Genomic DNA, 19,169 nt, shown 5'->3' with positions numbered 1-19,169 from the left:
GGTCTTGTCAAGGCGTCTTTCCAGCCTTGACAAGACGAAAGAGGGTGGGATAATTGGCGCAACCGGGGGTTAGCCCCCCAGCAACCCAACACCCACCCCCAACAAACCAAAAGGGGCCCCGCTCAAAAGAGCGAGGCCCCCAAAAACCCAACATCAATCAAGCGCAGTAAGCACCCAAGGCCCATCCTCGGTGATCGCGATGCTGTGCTCCCAGTGAGCCGCCCGCGACCCGTCCGTGGTCACCACAGTCCACCCGTCATCCAACTCGGCGGTCTGCTCACTACCCAACGTCAACATCGGCTCGATGGCGATAGCCATCCCCGGCTTCAACCGAGGCCCCTTACCGGGCTTCCCGTAGTTCGGCAGGAACGGATCCATGTGCATCTTCGTCCCGATGCCATGCCCGCCGTACCCCTCCACGATCCCGTACTCGATCCCATCCCGCTCCCCAGCAGCGATGGTCTCGGCCTCGATCGCAAAGGAAACATCCGACAACTTCCCACCAGCGACAGCAGCAGCGATCCCAGCCAGCATCGACGTCCGAGTCGCCTCGGACAGCAACTCCTCGGCCGGAGACACAGACCCGATGGCCAGGGTCACAGCGGAATCCCCGTGCCACCCCTCCAGAATCGCCCCGCAGTCGATCGACACCAGGTCCCCCTCGGCCAACACCTGACCGCGAGAGGGAATCCCGTGCACCACCTGCTCGTTCACCGACGAGCAGATGCTCGCCGGAAACCCGTGGTACCCCTTGAACGACGGCACGGCACCGGCGTCGCGAATGCTCTGCTCGGCCAGCTCGTCCAGTTCCAGGGTGCTCACCCCCGCCTTGGCGTGCGACGACACCAACGCGAGGGTTCGAGCCACGACCAACCCCGCCGCGCGCATCATCTCCAGCTCACCGCGGGACTTGATTTCGATCATGCGTTCACGGCCACCCGGGACGAAGCGTCGTAGGACATCGAGGACTCCACCGCTCACTGCTCGGCGCGCAGAGCGCGCAGGGCGCGCTCGCCGATCTCGTGCACGTCGCCGACCGCGTCGATGCTCACGACGATCGCGCCGTAGTAGTCGAGCAACGGCGCCGTCTCCGAGCGGTACAGCTGCTGGCGGTGGCGGATGACGTCTTCCTTGTCATCGGTGCGGCCGCGGGCGAGCAGGCGTTCCACGACGATGTCCTCGTCGATGCGGAACTCCAGCACGTTGTCGATCTTGTGCTCGTTCTGGGCGAGGATCTCGCCGAGCACGCCCGCCTGGGCGACGTTGCGCGGGAACCCGTCGAGCAGGAAGCCGTCGACGGCGTCCGGCTGGGACAGGCGCTCGCGGACCATCTCGTTGGTCACGGCGTCCGGGACGAGCTCGCCGGAGTCCAGGTACTCCTGGACCTCCCGGCCGAGTTCGGTCTGGTTGCTGATGTGAGCGCGGAAGAGGTCCCCGGTGGAGATGTGCGGCACGCCGAGCTTCTCGCTCAACACGGTGGCCTGGGTGCCCTTGCCCGCTCCAGGCGGGCCGACGAGAACGAGTCGCACTAGCGGAGGAACCCTTCGTAATTGCGCTGCATGAGCTGGCTCTCGATCTGCTTCACGGTGTCGAGGCCGACGCCCACCATGATCAGGACGGCCGTGCCGCCGAACGGGAAGTTCTGGTTCTGGCCCTGACCGGTCAGCTCCAGGAACATGTTCGGGAGGATCGCCACGATGCCGAGGTAGAGCGAGCCGGGCAGCGTGATGCGCCCCAGAACGAAGCGCAGGTACTCGGCGGTGGGACGCCCCGGACGGATACCGGGGATGAACCCGCCGAACTTCTTCATCTCGTCGGCGCGCTCGTCCGGGTTGAACGTGATGCCCACGTAGAAGTACGTGAAGAACACGATCAGCAGGAAGTACAGGGCGATGTGCACCGGGCTGGACTGGCTCACCAGGTGCGTCGCCACGAACGTCTGCCACCAGCCGGGGGTCGCGCCGGGGTCGGTCGAGGTCGTCAACCGCGAGATCAGGTCGGGCAGGTACAGCAGCGAGGAGGCGAAGATGACCGGGATGACGCCCGCCTGGTTCACCTTCAGCGGCAGGTAGGTCGAGGTGCCGCCGTACATGCGGCGACCGATCATGCGCTTCGCGTACTGGACCGGGATGCGGCGCTGGGCCTGCTCCACGTAGATGACGCTGGCGATGATGACGAGACCGGCGACGATGACCAGGAAGAAGGTCAGACCACCCTTGGACAGGATGTTCTTGCCCTCGGCCGGGATGCGCGCGGCGATACCGGTGAAGATCAGCAACGACATGCCGTTGCCGATGCCCTTCTCGGTGATGATCTCGCCCAGCCACATGATGACGCTGGTGCCCGCGGTCATCGTGACGACCAGGACGACCAGCGTGAAGATGGTGTCGTTCGGGACGACCGGCTCCGCGCAGTTCGGGAAGAGCTGCTTGCGCACGGCCAGCGCCACGATGCCGGTGGACTGGAGGATCGCCAGGGCGATCGTCAGGTACCGGGTGTACTGCGTGAGCTTGCCCTGGCCCGCCTGGCCCTCCTTCTTCAGCTGCTCGAACCGCGGGATGACCACGGTGAGGAGCTGGATGATGATGGAGGCGGTGATGTAGGGCATGATGCCCAACGCGAAGATCGACAAGTTCAGCAGTGCGCCACCGCTGAAGAGGTTGATCAGCGAGTAGATCCCCTGCTGGTCGATCTGTTCAGCGCAGAGCTTGACGTTCTTGAAGGACACGCCCGGCGCGGGCAGAGTCGCGCCCAACCGGTACACCACGATGATCCCCAGTGTGAAGAGGATCTTCTTCCGTAGGTCCGGCGTCGCGAGAGCCGAGCGGAATGCGCCGAGCACGCGAACCTCCTGAGCGCTGTCGGCCCGTGGCCGACATCGAGCGGTACCGGCCGTCCGCCGGCACTGACTTACCGCCGGGCGAATTGCCGACGGTTTTCGACCGGTCGCAGCAGGTAGCCGCCACCGACCCGGAGGACATCCGGGTTCAGCCCGCGACTTTAACAGTCATCGGGGGCAACTCCGCAGCCAGTCGTCATTCACACCTTGCAGCACGGTTGATCTTTGGGTCCTGTTGGGCTCAAAGGATCAGCCGGTTGGACCGGTCACCGCGTCTCGAATGGACACGAGGACCCGTCCGGCGAGATCCCTGCGGCGTCGGGAAGTCCCACCTCAGCCCCACCGTAGACGGAACAGCGGCCCGGCCGCCACGACGACCGGTGACGGTTCGGGGACAACCGCTCCCCCGAACCCGAAAACGCTCTCAGCGCTTCGCTGAGGGCGTATCCACACCATCCGCATGGTGGACACCCCTTAGGGCAGGAGCGCCCTCCTGGGGCGCCACGGCGGCCCGGACCCCGCACAAGGCGAAGGGCCCCCGGAGCCGGAGCTCCGAGGGCCCTTCGGGCACGCGTACTAGCTAGAGCGCGGTGGTGGTGCCACCGGCGCCCGCGATCTTCTCGACGGCGCTGCCCGAGAACTTGTGCGCGGTGACGTCGAGCTTGACGCCCGCGATGTCACCGTCGCCGAGCACCTTGACGAGCTGGCCCTTGCGGACCGCGCCCGACTCGACGAGCTCGTCGACACCGATCGTCCCGCCCTTGGGGAAGAGACGGGCCAGGTCGCCGACGTTCACGACCTGGTACTCGGTGCGGAACGGGTTCTTGAAGCCCTTGAGCTTCGGGAGCCGCATGTGCAGCGGCATCTGGCCACCCTCGAAGCGCGCCGGGGTGTTCTTGCGAGCGCCCGTGCCCTTCGTACCGCGACCAGCGGTCTTGCCCTTGGAACCCTCACCGCGGCCGACGCGGGTCTTGGCGGTGTGCGAACCGGGGGCAGGACGGAGGTGGTGGATCTTGATGGTCATGAGTTGACCTCCTCGACGACCACCAGGTGGCGCACGGTGTGGATCAGACCGCGGACCTGGGGGGTGTCATCGCGCACCACCGACTGGCGAATCTTGTGCAGCCCGAGGGTGCGGATCGATTCGCGGTGGTTGTGCTTGGTACCGATGGTGCTCTTCACCTGGGTGATCTTGAGCTGTGCCATGGTGTCACGCCCCCTGCTGTGCGCGGGCGCGCAGCATTCCGGCGGGAGCCACGTCCTCCAGCGGCAAGCCGCGGCGGGCCGCGACCTCCTCCGGACGCTGCAAGCCCTTCAGGCCCGCGACGGTGGCGTGCACGATGTTGATGGCGTTGTCGCTGCCCAGCGACTTGCTCAGCACGTCGTGGATGCCGGCGCACTCCAGCACCGCGCGGACAGCGCCACCGGCGATGACGCCGGTACCGGCCGAAGCCGGACGCAGCATGACCTCGCCCGCGGCCTTCTTGCCCGTGATCGGGTGGGGAATGGTGCCGCCGATGCGGGGGACGCGGAAGAAGTTCTTCTTCGCCTCCTCGACACCCTTGGCGATGGCCGCGGGAACTTCCTTGGCCTTGCCGTAGCCGACGCCCACCATGCCGTCGCCGTCGCCCACGACCACGAGGGCCGTGAAGCTGAACCGGCGACCACCCTTGACCACCTTGGACACGCGGTTGATCGCAACCACGCGCTCGAGGTGCGGGGTCTTCTCCTGGGCCGCGCCGCCGCGGCCGCCGTCACGACGGTCGCGGCGCTCTCCGCGCTCGCCCCCGCCGCCTTCGCGACGCGTGCGTCCTGGCATCAGGCGTCCCTCTCAATTCCAGTGATGATCATTGTCAGAACTCCAGCCCGGCCTCGCGGGCCGCGTCCGCCAGAGCGGCGATGCGGCCGTGGTACGCGTTGCCACCGCGGTCGAAGACGACCGCCGTGATACCGGCGTCCTTCGCACGAGCCGCGGCCAGCTGACCGACCTTCGCGGCACGGGCCTTCTTGTCGCCGTCCACCGCGCGCACGTCCGCCTCCAGGGAGGTGGCCGACACGATGGTGTGGCCCTTCAGGTCGTCCACGATCTGCACGGTGATGTGCTTCGAGGAACGGTGCACGACCAAGCGCGGACGCTCGGCGGTACCGCTGACCTTCTTGCGCAGGCGGAAGTGACGACGGGCCTTGGCGATGCGACGCGTGGTCGAGATGTCCTTGCCCACCGGCTTGCGCTTCGTAGCAGTCGACTCGCTCATGTCACTTACCCGTCTTTCCGACCTTGCGGCGGATCTTCTCGCCCGAGTACCGCACACCCTTGCCCTTGTACGGGTCGGGCTTGCGCAGCTTGCGGATGTTGGCGGAAACCTCGCCCACCAGCTGCTTGTCGATACCCTTAACGGAGAAACGCGTGGGGTTCTCGACGACGAAGGTGATGCCCTCAGGGGCCTCGACCTTCACCGGGTGGCTGTAGCCGAGCGCGAACTCCAGGTCGGAACCCTTGAGCGCGACGCGGTAACCGACCCCGTGGATCTCGAGCTTCTTCTCGTACCCCTGGGTCACACCGATGACCATGTTGTGCACCAGGGTGCGGGAGAGGCCGTGCAGCGAACGGCTGCGCCGCTCGTCGTCCGGACGCTTCACCTCGAGGGTGCCGTCCTCGGCCTTCTCCAGCACGATCGGCTCGGCGATCGTGAGGCTCAAGGTGCCCTTCGGGCCCTTGATGCTCACGGCCTGGCCGTCGATGTTCACGTCGACCCCAGAGGGAACGGTGATCGGCAGCTTTCCAATGCGCGACATGCGGTCCCCCTCCCTTACCAGACGTAGGCGAGAACTTCTCCGCCTACACCCTGCTTGTTGGCCTGGCGGTCGGTCAGCAGACCACCAGAGGTCGAAATGATGGCAACACCAAGGCCACCGAGCACCTTGGGGAGGTTCGTGCTCTTCGCGTACACGCGGAGACCGGGCTTGGACACCCGGCGGAGGCCCGCGATGCTGCGCTCCCGGTTCGGGCCGTACTTCAGCTCGACCACCAGGTTCTTCGCAACGTCACCCGCCTCGTCGCGGTAGCTCGAGATGTAGCCCTCGCGCTTGAGGATCTCGGCGATGTTCGCCTTGAGCTTCGAGTGCGGCATCACGACCTTGTCGTGGTATGCCGAGTTCGCATTCCGCAGACGCGTCAACATGTCTGCGATCGGATCGGTCATCGTCATGGTGACCTAGTCAACCTTTCTCACTGCGGTTCCCCAGCCCAGGGTCCGAGAACTCGGTCGCGGGCAGGCCTACAGCGAAGTGGAAACGCTTGTTACCAGCTGGACTTGCTGACACCCGGCAGTTCGCCGCGGTGCGCCATCTCCCGGAGGCAGATCCGGCACAAGCCGAACTTGCGGAACACCGAGTGCGGACGCCCGCAGCGCTGGCAGCGGGTGTAACCCCGCACCTTGAACTTGGGCTTGGCGGCAGCCTTGTTGATCAATGCCTTCTTGGCCATCGACTCAGTTCTCCTTGAACGGGAAGCCCAGGAGCTTCAGCAGCGCCCGACCTTCTTCGTCGGTGGTCGCGGTGGTGACGACCGTGATGTCCATGCCGCGCGGGCGGTCGATGGCGTCGGGGTCGATCTCGTGGAACATCGACTGCTCGTTGAGACCGAACGTGTAGTTCCCGTTGCCGTCGAACTGCTTGCCCGACAGGCCGCGGAAGTCACGGATACGCGGCAGCGCGATGGTCAGCAGCCGGTCCAGGAACTCCCACATGCGGTCGCCACGCAGCGTCGCGCGCGCGCCGATCGGCATTCCCTCGCGGAGCTTGAACTGCGCGATGGACTTGCGAGCGCGCCGAACCTCGGGACGCTGACCGGTGATGATCGAGAGGTCGCGGACAGCGCCCTCGATCAGCTTGCCGTCGCGGGCGGCGTCGCCGACACCCATGTTGACGACAACCTTCACCACGCCCGGAATCTGCATGACGTTGGCGTACTCGAACTGCTTGTTCAGCTCGGCGGCGATTTCCTCGCGGTAGCGGGTCTTCAGCCGCGGAATGATCTTCTCAGCAGTGGTCATGATCAGATGTCCTTCCCGTTACGACGGGAAATGCGGACGCGCTTGCCCTCGTCGTTCGTCCGGTAGCCGATGCGGGACGGCTTGCCGTCCGCGTCGACGACCATCACGTTGGAGACGTGGATCAAGGCCTCCTGGGTCACGATGCCACCGGACTGCGCACCACGCTGGGTCTGCGAGATCCGGGTGTGCTTCTTGACCCTGGCCACGCCCTCGACCAGGACCTTGTTGGTGTCCGGGTGGGCCTGGATGACCTTGCCCTTGGCGCCCTTGTCCTTGCCGGCGATGACGACGACCGTGTCGCCCTTCTTGACCTTCATGGTTAGAGCACCTCCGGTGCCAGCGAGATGATCTTCATGAACTTCTTGTCGCGCAGCTCACGGCCGACCGGTCCGAAGATGCGGGTACCCCGCGGCTCGTTGTCCGGCTTGATGAGCACGGCGGCGTTCTCGTCGAACCGGATGTAGGAACCGTCGGGACGACGGCGCTCCTTCACGGTCCGAACGATGACGGCCTTGACGACATCGCCCTTCTTCACGTTGGCGCCGGGGATGGCCTGCTTCACCGTCGCGACGATGATGTCCCCGATGCCCGCGTAGCGGCGGCCCGAGCCACCGAGAACACGGATGCAAAGGATTTCCTTCGCACCGGTGTTGTCGGCGACGCGCAGCCGCGACTCCTGCTGGATCACTTACAACTCCTGACCATTCCTGGCCTGCCAGATTTCCGACCTGACAGGCTCGGTCCAACGAACTACTACTTGGCCTTCTCGAGGATCTCGACGAGCCGCCAGCGCTTGGTGGCGGAGAGGGGACGCGTCTCCATGAGGCGAACGCGGTCACCCACACCGGCCGTGTTCTCCTCGTCGTGCACCTTCACCTTGGTGGTGGAGCGCAGGACCTTGGAGTACCGGCGGTGCTTCTTGCGGTCCTCGAGCGCGACCACAATCGTCTTGTCCATCTTGTCGCCGACGACGTAACCCTCGCGGACCTTGCGGTCGTTGCGGTCTTCGGTCGTGGCTTCGTTGCTTTCGGTCATGCCGCACCCTCACCAGTGGAGACCGCGTCGGGGGAAACCGAGAGACCGAGCTCCCGCTCCCTCATCACGGTGTAGATCCGGGCGATCTCGTGCCGGATCGTCCGCAGACGACGGTTGTTGTCGAGCTGCCCGGTGGCCATCTGGAAGCGGAGGTTGAACAGCTCCTCCTTCGCCTCCTTCAGGCGCAGCACGAGCTCCTCCTCGGTGAGCTCACGCAGCTCGGAAGCGGTGGTACCCGCTGCCATCAGAACTCACCACCCTCACGCGTAACGATGCGGCACTTCATCGGGAGCTTGTGGATCGCGCGGCGCAGTGCCTCACGTGCCACGGCTTCGTTCGGGAAGCTCATCTCGAAGAGCACCCGACCCGGCTTGATGTTGGCCACCCACCACTCCGGAGAACCCTTACCGGAACCCATGCGGGTCTCGGCGGGCTTCTTCGTCAGCGGGCGGTCCGGGAAGATGTTGATCCAGACCTTGCCGCCACGACGGATGTGCCTGTTGATGGCAATACGCGCCGACTCGATCTGCCTGTTGGTCACGTAAGCCGGCTCCAGGGCCTGGATGCCGAACTCACCGAAGGTGACCCTCGTGCCGCCCTTGGCAGCACCCGACCGACCGGGGTGGTGCTGCTTGCGGTGCTTAACCCTCCGCGGGATGAGCACGACTCAGCCCTCCGTCTTCTCTTCAGCGGCCGGGGCTGCCGGCGTCTCGCTGGCCTGTGCGTCGGCCGCGGCGCGCCCTGCCTCGGTGCTCGTCGGCGTGGTGCCGCTGGCACCGGAACGACGGGCCCGGTTCGGGCGGGCATCGCGGTCACGACGAGGCGCGCGGTCGGCCGACGGGGCGGCGTCCCGCTCACGCTTGGCGTTCAGGCCACCGACGACGTCACCCTTGTAGATCCACACCTTCACGCCGATACGGCCGAACGTGGTGCGGGCCTCGAAGAAGCCGTAGTCGATGTCCGCGCGCAGCGTGTGCAGCGGCACTCGGCCATCGCGGTAGTGCTCGGAACGGGACATCTCGGCACCGCCGAGACGACCGCCGCACTGCACGCGGATGCCCTTGACCTGCGGGGAGCGCATGGCCGACTGGATGGCCTTGCGCATCGCGCGCCGGAAGGCGACGCGGTTGGACAGCTGCTCGGCCACACCCTGTGCGACGAGCTGCGCGTCCGACTCGGGGTTCTTGACCTCGAGGATGTTCAGCTGCACCTGCTTCTTGGTGAGCTTCTCCAGCTCACCGCGGATGCGGTCGGCCTCGGCACCACGACGGCCGATGACGATGCCCGGCCGTGCGGTGAAGATGTCGACGCGAACGCGGTCACGGGTGCGCTCGATCTCCACCTTCGAGATGCCGGCACGCTCCATGCCACGGCCGAGCAGCTTGCGGATCTTGACATCCTCGGCCACGTACTCGGCGTACTGCTTATCGGCGTACCAGCGGGACTTCCAGTCAGTGGTGATCCCCAGCCGGAAGCCGTGCGGGTTGATCTTCTGACCCACTACCGGTTACTTCCCTTCGCGCTGGTCTTGCGAACCGCCTTGGGACGGGCTTCCGTCTTGGGACGGGACTCGACCTCGACGGTGATGTGACTCGTGCGCTTGCGGATCCGGTACGCGCGGCCCTGGGCCCGCGGACGGAAACGCTTCAGCGTCGGCCCCTCGTCCACGTAGACCTTCGACACCCAGAGGGTGGTCGGGTCCAGGGAGAGGTTGTTCTCGGCGTTGGCCACGGCGCTGGCGAGCACCTTCGCGACCGGCTCACTTGCCGCCTGAGGCGCGAACTGGAGCACGGCCAGGGCGTCGCTGGCGCTACGGCCCCTGATGAGCTCGATCACGCGACGCACCTTCATCGGCGTGTCGCGGACGTAGCGAGCCCGAGCCACGGCGCGCGGGTACTCCGGCGCACTGGCATCGTTGCGGGCGTTCATCGCTGCTTCCCCTTAGCTTCTTCCTAGTTCGTCGCCTAGCGGCGGCGCGACTTCCGGTCGTCCTTGATGTGGCCCTTGAAGGTGCGCGTCGGGGCGAACTCGCCCAGCTTGTGCCCAACCATGGCCTCGGTCACGAACACCGGGACGTGCTTCCGGCCGTCGTGCACCGCGAGGGTGTGCCCCAGCATGTCCGGAATGATCGTGGACCGGCGGGACCAGGTCTTGATGACGGTCTTCTTGCCCGACTCGTTGAGAACGTCCACCTTCTTGAGCAGGTGGTCGTCAACGAAGGGGCCCTTCTTAAGGCTGCGAGGCATCCTTCACTCCCTTCCTGCTCAGCGCTTCTTACCGGTGCGACGACGCCGGACGATGAGCTTGTCGCTTGGCTTGCGGCGGCGGGTACGGCCTTCGGGCTTGCCTGCCGGGTTCACCGGGTGGCGACCACCGGAGGTCTTGCCCTCGCCACCACCGTGCGGGTGGTCGACCGGGTTCATGGCGACACCACGCACCGTGGGCTTGCGGCCCTTCCAGCGCATGCGGCCCGCCTTGCCCCAGTTGATGTTGCTGTGGTCGGCGTTGCCGATCGCACCAACGGTCGCGCGGCAGCGGACGTCCACGTTGCGGATCTCGCCCGAGGGGAGACGCAGCTGGGCGTAAGGACCGTCCTTGGCGACGAGCTGAACGCTCACGCCCGCGGAACGGGCGATCTTCGCGCCGCCGCCGGGGCGGAGCTCGATCGCGTGGATGACCGTACCGACCGGGATGTTGCGCAGGGGGAGGTTGTTGCCCGGCTTGATGTCAGCCTTGGGCCCGTTCTCCACCATGTCGCCCTGGCGCAGCTTCTCGGGGGCGACGATGTACCGCTTCTCGCCGTCCACGTAGTGCAGCAGTGCGATGCGCGCCGTGCGGTTGGGGTCGTACTCGATGTGAGCGACCTTGGCCGGCACGCCGTCCTTGTCGGTGCGGCGGAAGTCGATCAAGCGGTATGCCCGCTTGTGACCGCCACCCTTGTGCCTCGTGGTGATCTTGCCCGACGCGTTACGGCCACCTTTGCCGTGCAGCGGACGGACCAGCGACTTCTCCGGCGTCGACCGAGTGATCTCGGCGAAGTCGGAGACGCTCGCACCGCGACGACCGGGGGTCGTCGGCTTGTACTTGCGAATGCCCATCTCTACGCAGTCCTCGTCGTCATCAGGCGGCCGGGCCGCCGAAGATCTCGATCGGCTTGCTCTCGGCAGAAAGCGTCACGATGGCGCGCTTGGTGTCCTTGCGCTTGCCATAGCCGGACCGGGTGCGCTTGCGCTTGCCCTGCCGGTTGAGCGTGTTGACGCTGACGACCTTGACGCCGAAGACCTTCTCAACGGCAATCTTGATCTGGGTCTTGTTCGAGCCGGGCGACACCACGAAGGTGTACTTGTTCTCCTCGAGCAGCCCGTAGGACTTCTCGGAGATCACCGGCGCGAGCAGGATGTCCCTGTGGTCGGGGATCACTTCTCGGCCTCCTCGGACACCTCGGAGGAGCGGGCGACGGCCTTCGCGGAACGGCCACGGGCCGGTCCGGCGATGAACACGTCGTACGCGTCCTTGGTGAACACCACGTCGTCGTTGACCAGCACGTCGTAGGTGTTGAGCTGGTCGGGCGCGATCACGTGCACACGGTCGAGGTTGCGCAGGCTGACCCACGACACCTCGTCGGTGCGGTTCAGCACGACCAGAACGCGGCGTGCCTCCGTAACCGACTCCAGCAGCTTGCGGGCGGTCTTGGTGGAGGGGGTGTCCCCGTTCACCAGAGCGCTCACGATGTGCAGCTGGCCGGCGCGGGCCCGGTCGGAGAGGGCACCGCGAAGAGCGGCGGCCTTCATCTTCTTGGGGGTCCGCTGGGTGTAGTCGCGCGGCTGCGGGCCGTGCGAGATGCCACCGCCGACGAACTGCGGGGAACGGGTCGAGCCCTGACGGGCGCGGCCGGTGCCCTTCTGCCGGTACGGCTTCTTGCCGCCACCGGAGACCTCGCCGCGGGTCTTCGTCGCGTGCGTGCCCTGACGAGCGGCAGCGCGCTGGGCGACGACGACCTGGTGCAGCAGCGAGATGTTCGCCTGGCGGTCGAAGATCTCCGCGGGCAGCTCGACACTGCCGTCGGTCTTGCCGTCCGGCGTGCGGATCTCAACAGTCGCAGTCATCAGGCACCGCCCTTCGCAGCACTCTTGATGAACACCACGCCGCCCTTGGGACCGGGAACCGCGCCCTTGATGAGCAGCAGACCCGCCTCGGCGTCGATGCGGTGCACAGTCAGGTTCTGAGTGGTCACGCGCTCGTGGCCCATGCGGCCAGCCATGCGGACACCCTTGAACACGCGACCAGGCGTGGCGCACGCGCCGATGGAACCCGGCGAGCGGTGCTTGCGCTGGGTGCCGTGGCTGGCGCCGAGGCCGTGGAAGCCGTGCCGCTTCATGACGCCGGCAGTGCCCTTGCCCTTGCTGGTGCCGCTGATGTCGACAACAGCGCCGGCCTCGAACACCTCTGCGGTGAGCTCCTGGCCGACCTGGTACTCGGTCGCGTCCGTGGTGCGCAGCTCCGCCAGGTAGCGGCGCGGAGTCGCGCCCGCCTTGGCGAAGTGGCCCGTCACGGGCTTGTTGACCTTGCGCGGGTCGATAGCGCCAAAGGCCAGCTGCACAGCCGTGTAGCCGTCGATTTCTTGGGTTCGCACCTGGGTGACCACGTTCGGCTCGGCCTTGACGACGGTGACCGGAACGATCCGGTTGTTCTCGTCGAAGACCTGAGTCATGCCGAGCTTGGTGCCCAGGAGCCCCTTAACCTGCCTGTCAGACATGGGTCTCGTTACTCTCCGCCCCAAATGGGATCAACACTGCCGCGTCCACTTACTGAATGTTGACGTCGACGCTCGCCGGCAGGTCGATGCGCATGAGCGCGTCCACCGTCTTCGGCGTCGGGTCGAGGATGTCGATCAGACGCTTGTGAGTGCGCATCTCGAAGTGCTCGCGCGAGTCCTTGTACTTGTGCGGCGAGCGGATGACGCAGTAAACGTTCTTCTCAGTGGGCAGCGGCACAGGCCCGACGACCCGAGCGCCGGTGCGCGTCACGGTCTCGACGATCTTGCGCGCGGACGCGTCGATCGCCTCGTGGTCGTAGGCCTTGAGCCGGATGCGGATCTTCTGTCCCGCCATAGTGGCTTGCCGTTCCTCTGCTTCTCGTACCGCTGCGGTGCGGTGCCTAATGGGGGTCACTGGGGACCCTTGGCGCGCTCCGCCCCTGTTCAAATGTCACGGTGCCCGGTCCACGCGGTCGGGCGTGTCGCGCCCTATGCATAAGCCGGTCCCACTGAGATAACTCCGTGGGATGGGTCTTGCTTGCCTGACCCGCAGCACCCTGATCAGCCAGCGGGGTTAACCGATGTCCAATGACTCAGGGCGCGGACCGCTCGTGACGGGGCGGCCGAATTCTGATGAACGCGGCCGCCCCGACGAGCAACCCGTTAAGGATGCCACACGGGTGTGTGGCGCTCCAAATCGGGGTCTGGAATTAGACCAGGATCACTTACTTGATGATCTTGGTGACCGAGCCCGCACCCACGGTGCGCCCACCCTCGCGGATGGCGAAACGCAGGCCCTCGTCCATGGCGATGGGCTGGATCAGCTTCACCGTCATGCCCGTGGTGTCACCCGGCATGACCATCTCGGTGCCCTCGGGGAGGTCGACGACACCGGTCACGTCCGTGGTGCGGAAGTAGAACTGCGGGCGGTAGTTGTTGAAGAACGGCGTGTGGCGGCCACCCTCGTCCTTCGAGAGGATGTACACCTGCGCCTCGAACTCGGTGTGCGGGGTGGTGGTGCCCGGCTTCACGATGACCATGCCGCGCTCCACCTCCTCGCGCTTGATGCCGCGGAGCAGCAGCGCGGCGTTGTCGCCCGCGCGGCCCTCGTCGAGGAACTTCTTGAACATCTCGATCGAGGTGACCGTGGTCTTGCGCGAGGTCTCGCGGATACCGACGATCTCGATCTCCTCGTTGACCTTGAGGATGCCGCGCTCGATGCGACCGGTCACCACGGTGCCGCGGCCGGTGATCGTGAAGACGTCCTCGACCGGCATGAGGAACGGACGGTCGACCTCGCGCTCCGGCTCCGGGATGGCCTCGTCGACCGCGTCCATGAGACCGATGAGCTTGTCGGCCCACTCGGCGTCGCCCTCGAGGGCCTTGAGCGCGGAGACGCGGACCACGGGGAGGTCGTCGCCCGGGAACTCGTACTCGGAGAGCAGCTCGCGGACCTCGAGCTCGACGAGCTCCAGGATCTCCTCGTCGTCCACCATGTCGGACTTGTTCAGCGCGACGACGATGTACGGCACGCCGACCTGGCGGGCCAGGAGCACGTGCTCCTTGGTCTGCGGCATCGGGCCGTCGGTCGCGGCCACGACCAGGATGGCGCCGTCCATCTGCGCCGCACCCGTGATCATGTTCTTGATGTAGTCCGCGTGACCGGGGCAGTCGACGTGCGCGTAGTGGCGCTTCTCGGTCTGGTACTCGATGTGAGCGATCGAGATCGTGATGCCGCGCTGCTTCTCTTCCGGCGCCTTGTCGATCTGGTCGAACGCGAACGACTGGTTGAGATCCGGGTACTTGTCGTGCAGCACCTTGGAGATTGCAGCAGTCAGCGTGGTCTTGCCATGGTCGATGTGACCGATGGTGCCGATGTTGACGTGCGGCTTCGTCCGCTCGAACTTCGCCTTCGCCACTGGATTGTCCTCCTGGACTTCGTATTGCTGGTCCGGCGGGCGGCTTCGCGCCCGCCGGACTACACGTCAGGGTCGATTGTGCGGACCCCAGGGAGACCCCCGGAGAGCCCGCTAGAACTGCGGTGCTCCGGTTTGGGTTACTCGCCCGTCGCCTTCGCGATGATTTCCTTCGCCACGTTGGTCGGAACCTCGGCGTAGGAGTCGAACACCATCGAGTAGTTCGCGCGACCCTGGGTGCGAGACCGCAGGTCGCCGACGTACCCGAACATTTCCGACAGCGGAACCAGTGCCTTCACGACACGGGCGCCGCTGCGCTCCTCCATGGCCTGGATCTGACCACGACGGGAGTTGAGGTCACCGATGACATCGCCCATGTAGTCCTCGGGCGTCGTCACCTCGACCGCCATGACCGGCTCGAGGAGCACGGGGTTGGCCTTCCGGGCGGCTTCCTTGAGCGCGATGGAACCCGCGATCTTGAACGCCATCTCGGAGGAGTCGACCTCGTGGTACGCACCGTCGAGCAGGGTCAGCTTGATGCCCACCAGCGGGTAACCCGCCAGCACGCCGTACTGCATGGCGTCCTGGGCGCCCGCGTCCACCGAGGGGATGTACTCCCTGGGGATGCGACCACCGGTGACCTTGTTGTCGAACTCGTAGAGCGCACCGTCGGTGCTCTCCAGGGGCGACAGGGTGATGAGGATCTTGGCGAACTGGCCGGAGCCACCGGTCTGCTTCTTGTGCGTGTAGGAGTACTTCTCCACGGTGCCGCGGATGGTCTCCCGGTACGCCACCTGAGGCTTACCGATGTTCGCTTCGACCTTGTAGTCCGACTTCATGCGGTTGACGAGCACCTCGAGGTGCAGCTCGCCCATGCCCGCGATGATCGTCTGACCCGTTTCCTCGTCCAGCTGGACCTGGAAGGTCGGGTCCTCCTCGGCCAGCTTCTGGATCGCCGTGCCCAGCTTCTCCTGGTCGGCCTTGGTCTTCGGCTCGATCGCGACCCGGATGACCGGGTCGGGGAACGTCATCGACTCAAGGACGATCGGGTTCTGCGGGTCGGACAACGTCTCGCCGGTGGTGGTCTCCTTGAGACCGATCACCGCGTAGATGTGGCCCGCCTGGGCCTCGTCGACCGGCTGCTCCTTGTTGGCGTGCATCTGGAAGAGCTTCCCGATGCGCTCCTTGCGGTCCTTGGTCGAGTTGATGACCTGGGTGCCCGCGGAGAGCCGACCCGAGTAGACCCGGATGTAGGTCAGCTTGCCGAAGAACGGGTGCGCCGCGATCTTGAAGGCGAGGGCCGCGAACGGCTCTTCCTTCGAGGGCTTGCGGAACGCGGGCGTGACGCCGTCCTGCAGGGTGCCCTCGACCGGCGGCACGTCCAGCGGGGACGGGAGGTAGTCGATGACCGCGTCGAGCATGGGCTGGACGCCCTTGTTCTTGAACGCGGAACCGCAGAGGACCGGGTACGCCGAGCGGTTGGTCACGATCCGGCGGATGCCGGTCTTGATCTGCTCGACGGACAGCTCCTCGCCTGCGAGGTAGAGCTCCATGAGCTCGTCGTCGGTCTCCGCGACAGCCTCGATCAGCTGCTCGCGGAACTCGGCGACCTTGTCGGCGAGGTCGGCCGGGATCTCCTCGACCGTGTAGTCCTCACCCTTCTCCACCTCGCCGCGCCACGTGAGCGCGCGCATCTCGACCAGGTCGACGACTCCGATGAAGTCGCTCTCCGAGCCGATGGGGAGCTGGATCGGCAGCGGCTTGGCGCCGAGCCGCTCCTGGATGGTGCGCACGGTGAAGTAGAAGTCCGCGCCCAGCTTGTCCATCTTGTTGACGAAGCAGATGCGGGGCACGTCGTACTTGGTCGCCTGCCGCCAGACCTGCTCGGACTGGGGCTCGACGCCTTCCTTGCCGTCGAACACGGCAACAGCGCCATCGAGAACGCGCAGCGAACGCTCGACCTCGACCGTGAAGTCCACGTGGCCCGGCGTGTCGATGATGTTGATCTGGTGGTCTTTCCAGAAGCAGGTCGTCGCGGCGGACGTGATCGTGATGCCGCGCTTCTGCTCCTCCTCCATCCAGTCCATCGTCGCAGCGCCGTCGTGCACTTCGCCGATCTTGTAGCTCTTCCCCGTGTAGAAGAGGATTCGCTCGGTCGTCGTGGTCTTGCCCGCGTCGATGTGCGCCATGATCCCGATGTTGCGGACCTTGGCCAGATCGGTGAGCACTTCCTGTGCCACGGGTGTCTTCCCCTGTCTATGAGCAGCTGGTAGCAGCGCTCACTTAGGGCTGGGAGAGCCCGACCCGCGGTTGCGGGCCGGGCATCACATCACCAGCGGTAGTGAGCGAAGGCCTTGTTGGACTCGGCCATCTTGTGCGTGTCCTCGCGACGCTTGACGCTCGCGCCGAGGCCGTTGCTCGCGTCGAGCAGCTCGTTCATCAGGCGCTCGACCATCGTCTTCTCACGGCGCTGCCGGGAGAAGGTGATGAGCCAGCGGAGCGCCAGCGTCGTGGAGCGCGAGGGACGAACCTCGACCGGCACCTGGTAGGTGGCGCCACCGACACGGCGGCTGCGCACCTCGAGGGTCGGCTTGACGTTGTCCAGAGCGCGCTTCAGCGTGACGACCGGGTCGGTGCCGGTCTTCTCGCGAGCACCCTCGAGCGCTTCGTAGACGATCTTCTCGGCGACCGAGCGCTTGCCGTCGACCAGCACCTTGTTGATGAGCTGGGTCACCAGCGGAGAGCTGTAGACCGGGTCGGAGATCAGCGGCCGCTTCGGGGCCGGTCCCTTGCGGGGCATTAGCTCTTCTCCTTCTTCGCGCCGTAACGGCTGCGAGCCTGCTTGCGGTTCTTCACGCCCTGGGTGTCCAGGGAACCGCGGATGATCTTGTAGCGAACACCCGGCAGGTCCTTCACACGACCGCCGCGCACGAGCACCATCGAGTGCTCCTGCAGGTTGTGACCCTCGCCGGGGATGTAGGCGGTGACCTCGATGCCACTGGTCAGCTTCACGCGGGCAACCTTGCGGAGCGCCGAGTTGGGCTTCTTCGGGGTCGTGGTGTAGACGCGGGTGCACACACCGCGCCGCTGCGGGCTCCCCTTGAGGGCCGCGGTCTTCTGCTTGGCGACCTTGTCAGTGCGGCCCTTGCGGACCAGCTGCTGGATCGTTGGCATACGCCGGCTGCTTCTTCCGTTGTTGCGTCTCGTCAAGCTGTCTGGCGAGCTCTGTTTACTTGATCCCTCTCTGCACCCGAGGTCGGGCGTGTCGCCCGGATCCCAAGGTCCGCGTGAACACCGCAGGGTGTACCGCGAGTGGAGGACACCGGTGCTTCAGGCAAACCGGCTACCCCGGAAGGGGGCGTTGCCGGTGCATAGGCACGCGGAGCGGCCCGACATGGGTCGGGCACGAGTACCAAAGATACCTCTCTTCGTCTACCGGGGTCAAAACGGGGTGCCTGGGTGTCGACGGGTCCCACGTGCGAGGTCTCGGGATGCGGACTGGTTCCGGGCCTAGGCGGGGACGGGTGCTCGGCGGGCGGCCCTGGTGCTGCTGATGACGACTGTTGCCAGGCCTGCGAGGAGGAGTGCCAGGCCTGGCAGGGCTTCCGGGCGTGGGACCTGGCCGAGCCAGAGCCAGGCGATCACGGCCGCGCCGGGGACCTCGAGGAGGATCAGGAGGCTGATCGTGCTCGCGCTCACCTTGTGGAGGGCGTAGTTGAACATCGAGTGGCCGAGGAGTTGGGCGCCGATGACGAGGCCTCCGATCGCCAGCCACGTGGTCGGGGTGAAGCCGATCAGGGGGATCTTGAAGATGAGGCAGCCGGTGAGGAGCAGGGCGGCGCAGATCGAGTAGCAGACGAGGGTGTAGGTGGTGGTCGTCACCGCTTCTCGGGCTCGTTCGCCGAAGGCTGTGTAGATGGCGGCGGCGATTGCTCCGGCGATGGCTAGGAGGTCTCCGGCTAGGGCTGGGCCTGCGGTGCTGAAGTCGGCGCCGGTGGCGATGGTGACGCCCGCTACTGCCAGGAGGGTGCCCAGCCAGGTGGCCGCTGGGAGTTTGCGGCCTTGGGCGCGGGCGATGAGGTTTTGCCAGATGGGTTGGGTGGCTACCAGGGCTGTTGCGGTGGCGACTGTCGTGAGGTGGACGCTGGGCATCCAGGTGGCGAAGTGGGCCGCCAAGGCGAGGCCCGCGTAGACGCTGTAGCGGCCTTGGGGTTTGTGGCGGAGGTCGCGGAGTTCCTGGGGGCGCTTGGCGAGGGTGAAAGGGGCCAGGACTCCTACGGCGAGGCTGTTGCGCCAGAAGGCCATGGCTAGAGGTGGTGCTGCTGCGAAGGCGATGAGGGGGCCGGAGAAGGACACGGCTACCAGGGCCACGGCGATCGCTGTCGTGGTGAGGGGATCGACGCGGGGCTTCACGGGGGTCATCTTCGCTTGCGAGGGTGGGTGTTGCGGGTACGTGTGGGGTGGGTCTCTCGTTGGGGTCAACCCCCGATTGCGCCAATTATCCCACCCTCTTTCGTCTTGTCAAGGCTGGAAAGACGCCTTGACAAGACGAAAGAGGGTGGGGGCGC

General features: G+C 66.0%; 29 protein-coding genes. All 29 read right to left on the bottom strand.

Annotated features, from left to right (window positions below):
- Positions 1-153: 153 nt before the first annotated feature.
- Entirely contained in the window at positions 154-924 is a 771-nt protein-coding gene (gene map / locus ACFWW9_RS41280; RefSeq protein WP_390388252.1) for a type I methionyl aminopeptidase, read from the bottom strand.
- A 53-nt stretch (positions 925-977) separates the two neighbouring features.
- On the bottom strand, positions 978-1,529 hold the full coding sequence (locus ACFWW9_RS41275) for an adenylate kinase (RefSeq protein ID WP_390388250.1): 552 nt from the start codon (positions 1,527-1,529) through the stop codon (positions 978-980).
- Positions 1,529-2,842: a preprotein translocase subunit SecY gene (gene secY / locus ACFWW9_RS41270; RefSeq protein WP_390388247.1), complete on the bottom strand. Its 1,314-nt coding sequence runs from the start codon at positions 2,840-2,842 to the stop codon at positions 1,529-1,531. The genes ACFWW9_RS41275 and secY overlap by 1 nt, the downstream gene beginning before the upstream one ends.
- Positions 2,843-3,419: 577 nt before the next feature.
- Positions 3,420-3,863: a 50S ribosomal protein L15 gene (rplO, locus tag ACFWW9_RS41265; protein WP_259627812.1), complete on the bottom strand. Its 444-nt coding sequence runs from the start codon at positions 3,861-3,863 to the stop codon at positions 3,420-3,422.
- The gene (gene rpmD / locus ACFWW9_RS41260) at positions 3,860-4,045 is read right to left on the bottom strand and encodes a 50S ribosomal protein L30 (protein ID WP_390388244.1); all 186 of its coding nucleotides are present in this window, start codon (positions 4,043-4,045) and stop codon (positions 3,860-3,862) included. The genes rplO and rpmD overlap by 4 nt, the downstream gene beginning before the upstream one ends.
- Before the next feature lie 4 nt (positions 4,046-4,049).
- Entirely contained in the window at positions 4,050-4,658 is a 609-nt protein-coding gene (gene rpsE, locus ACFWW9_RS41255; protein ID WP_390388242.1) for a 30S ribosomal protein S5, read from the bottom strand.
- A 34-nt stretch (positions 4,659-4,692) separates the two neighbouring features.
- Complete coding sequence (gene rplR, locus ACFWW9_RS41250; RefSeq protein ID WP_259627815.1) at positions 4,693-5,094, bottom strand: 50S ribosomal protein L18; 402 nt, start codon at positions 5,092-5,094, stop codon at positions 4,693-4,695.
- A gap of 1 nt (position 5,095) precedes the next feature.
- Positions 5,096-5,635 carry a 50S ribosomal protein L6 gene (gene rplF, locus ACFWW9_RS41245; protein ID WP_390388238.1) on the bottom strand — a complete coding sequence of 180 codons (540 nt, stop codon included), beginning with the start codon at positions 5,633-5,635 and terminating at the stop codon, positions 5,096-5,098.
- Positions 5,636-5,649: 14 nt separating this feature from the next.
- Entirely contained in the window at positions 5,650-6,048 is a 399-nt protein-coding gene (gene rpsH, locus ACFWW9_RS41240) for a 30S ribosomal protein S8 (RefSeq protein ID WP_106187123.1), read from the bottom strand.
- A 92-nt stretch (positions 6,049-6,140) separates the two neighbouring features.
- Positions 6,141-6,326 (bottom strand): type Z 30S ribosomal protein S14, encoded by a 186-nt coding sequence (locus ACFWW9_RS41235; RefSeq protein ID WP_053715226.1) that lies wholly within the window; start codon positions 6,324-6,326, stop codon positions 6,141-6,143.
- A gap of 4 nt (positions 6,327-6,330) precedes the next feature.
- On the bottom strand, positions 6,331-6,894 hold the full coding sequence (gene rplE / locus ACFWW9_RS41230) for a 50S ribosomal protein L5 (protein ID WP_390388235.1): 564 nt from the start codon (positions 6,892-6,894) through the stop codon (positions 6,331-6,333).
- A 2-nt stretch (positions 6,895-6,896) separates the two neighbouring features.
- The gene (gene rplX / locus ACFWW9_RS41225; RefSeq protein ID WP_106187121.1) at positions 6,897-7,211 is read right to left on the bottom strand and encodes a 50S ribosomal protein L24; all 315 of its coding nucleotides are present in this window, start codon (positions 7,209-7,211) and stop codon (positions 6,897-6,899) included.
- 2 nt (positions 7,212-7,213) lie between these two features.
- Positions 7,214-7,582: a 50S ribosomal protein L14 gene (gene rplN / locus ACFWW9_RS41220; protein ID WP_106187120.1), complete on the bottom strand. Its 369-nt coding sequence runs from the start codon at positions 7,580-7,582 to the stop codon at positions 7,214-7,216.
- Between the two features lie 65 nt (positions 7,583-7,647).
- Positions 7,648-7,929 (bottom strand): 30S ribosomal protein S17, encoded by a 282-nt coding sequence (rpsQ, locus tag ACFWW9_RS41215; RefSeq protein WP_259627818.1) that lies wholly within the window; start codon positions 7,927-7,929, stop codon positions 7,648-7,650.
- Positions 7,926-8,174, bottom strand: coding sequence for a 50S ribosomal protein L29 (gene rpmC / locus ACFWW9_RS41210; protein WP_106187118.1), 249 nt, complete (start codon positions 8,172-8,174; stop codon positions 7,926-7,928). Before rpmC ends, rpsQ begins: the two co-directional genes overlap by 4 nt.
- On the bottom strand, positions 8,174-8,593 hold the full coding sequence (gene rplP / locus ACFWW9_RS41205) for a 50S ribosomal protein L16 (protein ID WP_106187117.1): 420 nt from the start codon (positions 8,591-8,593) through the stop codon (positions 8,174-8,176). Before rplP ends, rpmC begins: the two co-directional genes overlap by 1 nt.
- Positions 8,594-8,596: 3 nt before the next feature.
- Positions 8,597-9,430: a 30S ribosomal protein S3 gene (rpsC, locus tag ACFWW9_RS41200; protein WP_106187116.1), complete on the bottom strand. Its 834-nt coding sequence runs from the start codon at positions 9,428-9,430 to the stop codon at positions 8,597-8,599.
- Positions 9,430-9,858: a 50S ribosomal protein L22 gene (gene rplV / locus ACFWW9_RS41195; protein WP_259627819.1), complete on the bottom strand. Its 429-nt coding sequence runs from the start codon at positions 9,856-9,858 to the stop codon at positions 9,430-9,432. The genes rpsC and rplV overlap by 1 nt, the downstream gene beginning before the upstream one ends.
- A 35-nt stretch (positions 9,859-9,893) precedes the next feature.
- A complete protein-coding gene (rpsS, locus tag ACFWW9_RS41190; RefSeq protein ID WP_086669030.1) occupies positions 9,894-10,175 on the bottom strand; it encodes a 30S ribosomal protein S19 in 282 nt (93 codons plus the stop codon).
- An 18-nt stretch (positions 10,176-10,193) separates the two neighbouring features.
- Positions 10,194-11,027, bottom strand: coding sequence for a 50S ribosomal protein L2 (gene rplB, locus ACFWW9_RS41185; protein WP_390388234.1), 834 nt, complete (start codon positions 11,025-11,027; stop codon positions 10,194-10,196).
- A gap of 22 nt (positions 11,028-11,049) precedes the next feature.
- Entirely contained in the window at positions 11,050-11,349 is a 300-nt protein-coding gene (gene rplW, locus ACFWW9_RS41180) for a 50S ribosomal protein L23 (RefSeq protein WP_390388232.1), read from the bottom strand.
- The gene (gene rplD / locus ACFWW9_RS41175) at positions 11,346-12,035 is read right to left on the bottom strand and encodes a 50S ribosomal protein L4 (RefSeq protein ID WP_390388231.1); all 690 of its coding nucleotides are present in this window, start codon (positions 12,033-12,035) and stop codon (positions 11,346-11,348) included. The genes rplW and rplD overlap by 4 nt, the downstream gene beginning before the upstream one ends.
- Positions 12,035-12,685, bottom strand: coding sequence for a 50S ribosomal protein L3 (rplC, locus tag ACFWW9_RS41170; protein WP_390388230.1), 651 nt, complete (start codon positions 12,683-12,685; stop codon positions 12,035-12,037). The genes rplD and rplC overlap by 1 nt, the downstream gene beginning before the upstream one ends.
- A gap of 49 nt (positions 12,686-12,734) precedes the next feature.
- Positions 12,735-13,040, bottom strand: a complete 306-nt coding sequence (rpsJ, locus tag ACFWW9_RS41165) for a 30S ribosomal protein S10 (protein ID WP_003938093.1) — start codon at positions 13,038-13,040, stop codon at positions 12,735-12,737.
- A 370-nt stretch (positions 13,041-13,410) separates the two neighbouring features.
- Positions 13,411-14,604 (bottom strand): elongation factor Tu, encoded by a 1,194-nt coding sequence (tuf, locus tag ACFWW9_RS41160; RefSeq protein WP_390388227.1) that lies wholly within the window; start codon positions 14,602-14,604, stop codon positions 13,411-13,413.
- A 137-nt stretch (positions 14,605-14,741) separates the two neighbouring features.
- Complete coding sequence (fusA, locus tag ACFWW9_RS41155; protein WP_390388225.1) at positions 14,742-16,841, bottom strand: elongation factor G; 2,100 nt, start codon at positions 16,839-16,841, stop codon at positions 14,742-14,744.
- Between the two features lie 89 nt (positions 16,842-16,930).
- Positions 16,931-17,401: a 30S ribosomal protein S7 gene (rpsG, locus tag ACFWW9_RS41150; RefSeq protein WP_106187108.1), complete on the bottom strand. Its 471-nt coding sequence runs from the start codon at positions 17,399-17,401 to the stop codon at positions 16,931-16,933.
- Entirely contained in the window at positions 17,401-17,775 is a 375-nt protein-coding gene (gene rpsL / locus ACFWW9_RS41145; RefSeq protein ID WP_090015396.1) for a 30S ribosomal protein S12, read from the bottom strand. The genes rpsG and rpsL overlap by 1 nt, the downstream gene beginning before the upstream one ends.
- A gap of 336 nt (positions 17,776-18,111) precedes the next feature.
- Positions 18,112-19,014 (bottom strand): DMT family transporter, encoded by a 903-nt coding sequence (locus ACFWW9_RS41140; RefSeq protein ID WP_390388222.1) that lies wholly within the window; start codon positions 19,012-19,014, stop codon positions 18,112-18,114.
- Positions 19,015-19,169 lie beyond the last annotated feature (155 nt).

Origin of the sequence: Umezawaea sp. NPDC059074 (genome assembly GCF_042738955.1) — a bacterium.
Classification (GTDB): domain Bacteria; phylum Actinomycetota; class Actinomycetes; order Mycobacteriales; family Pseudonocardiaceae; genus Umezawaea.
The sequence above is the reverse complement of the archived record's forward strand: the minus strand, read 5'-3'. Positions and strand labels throughout refer to the sequence as shown.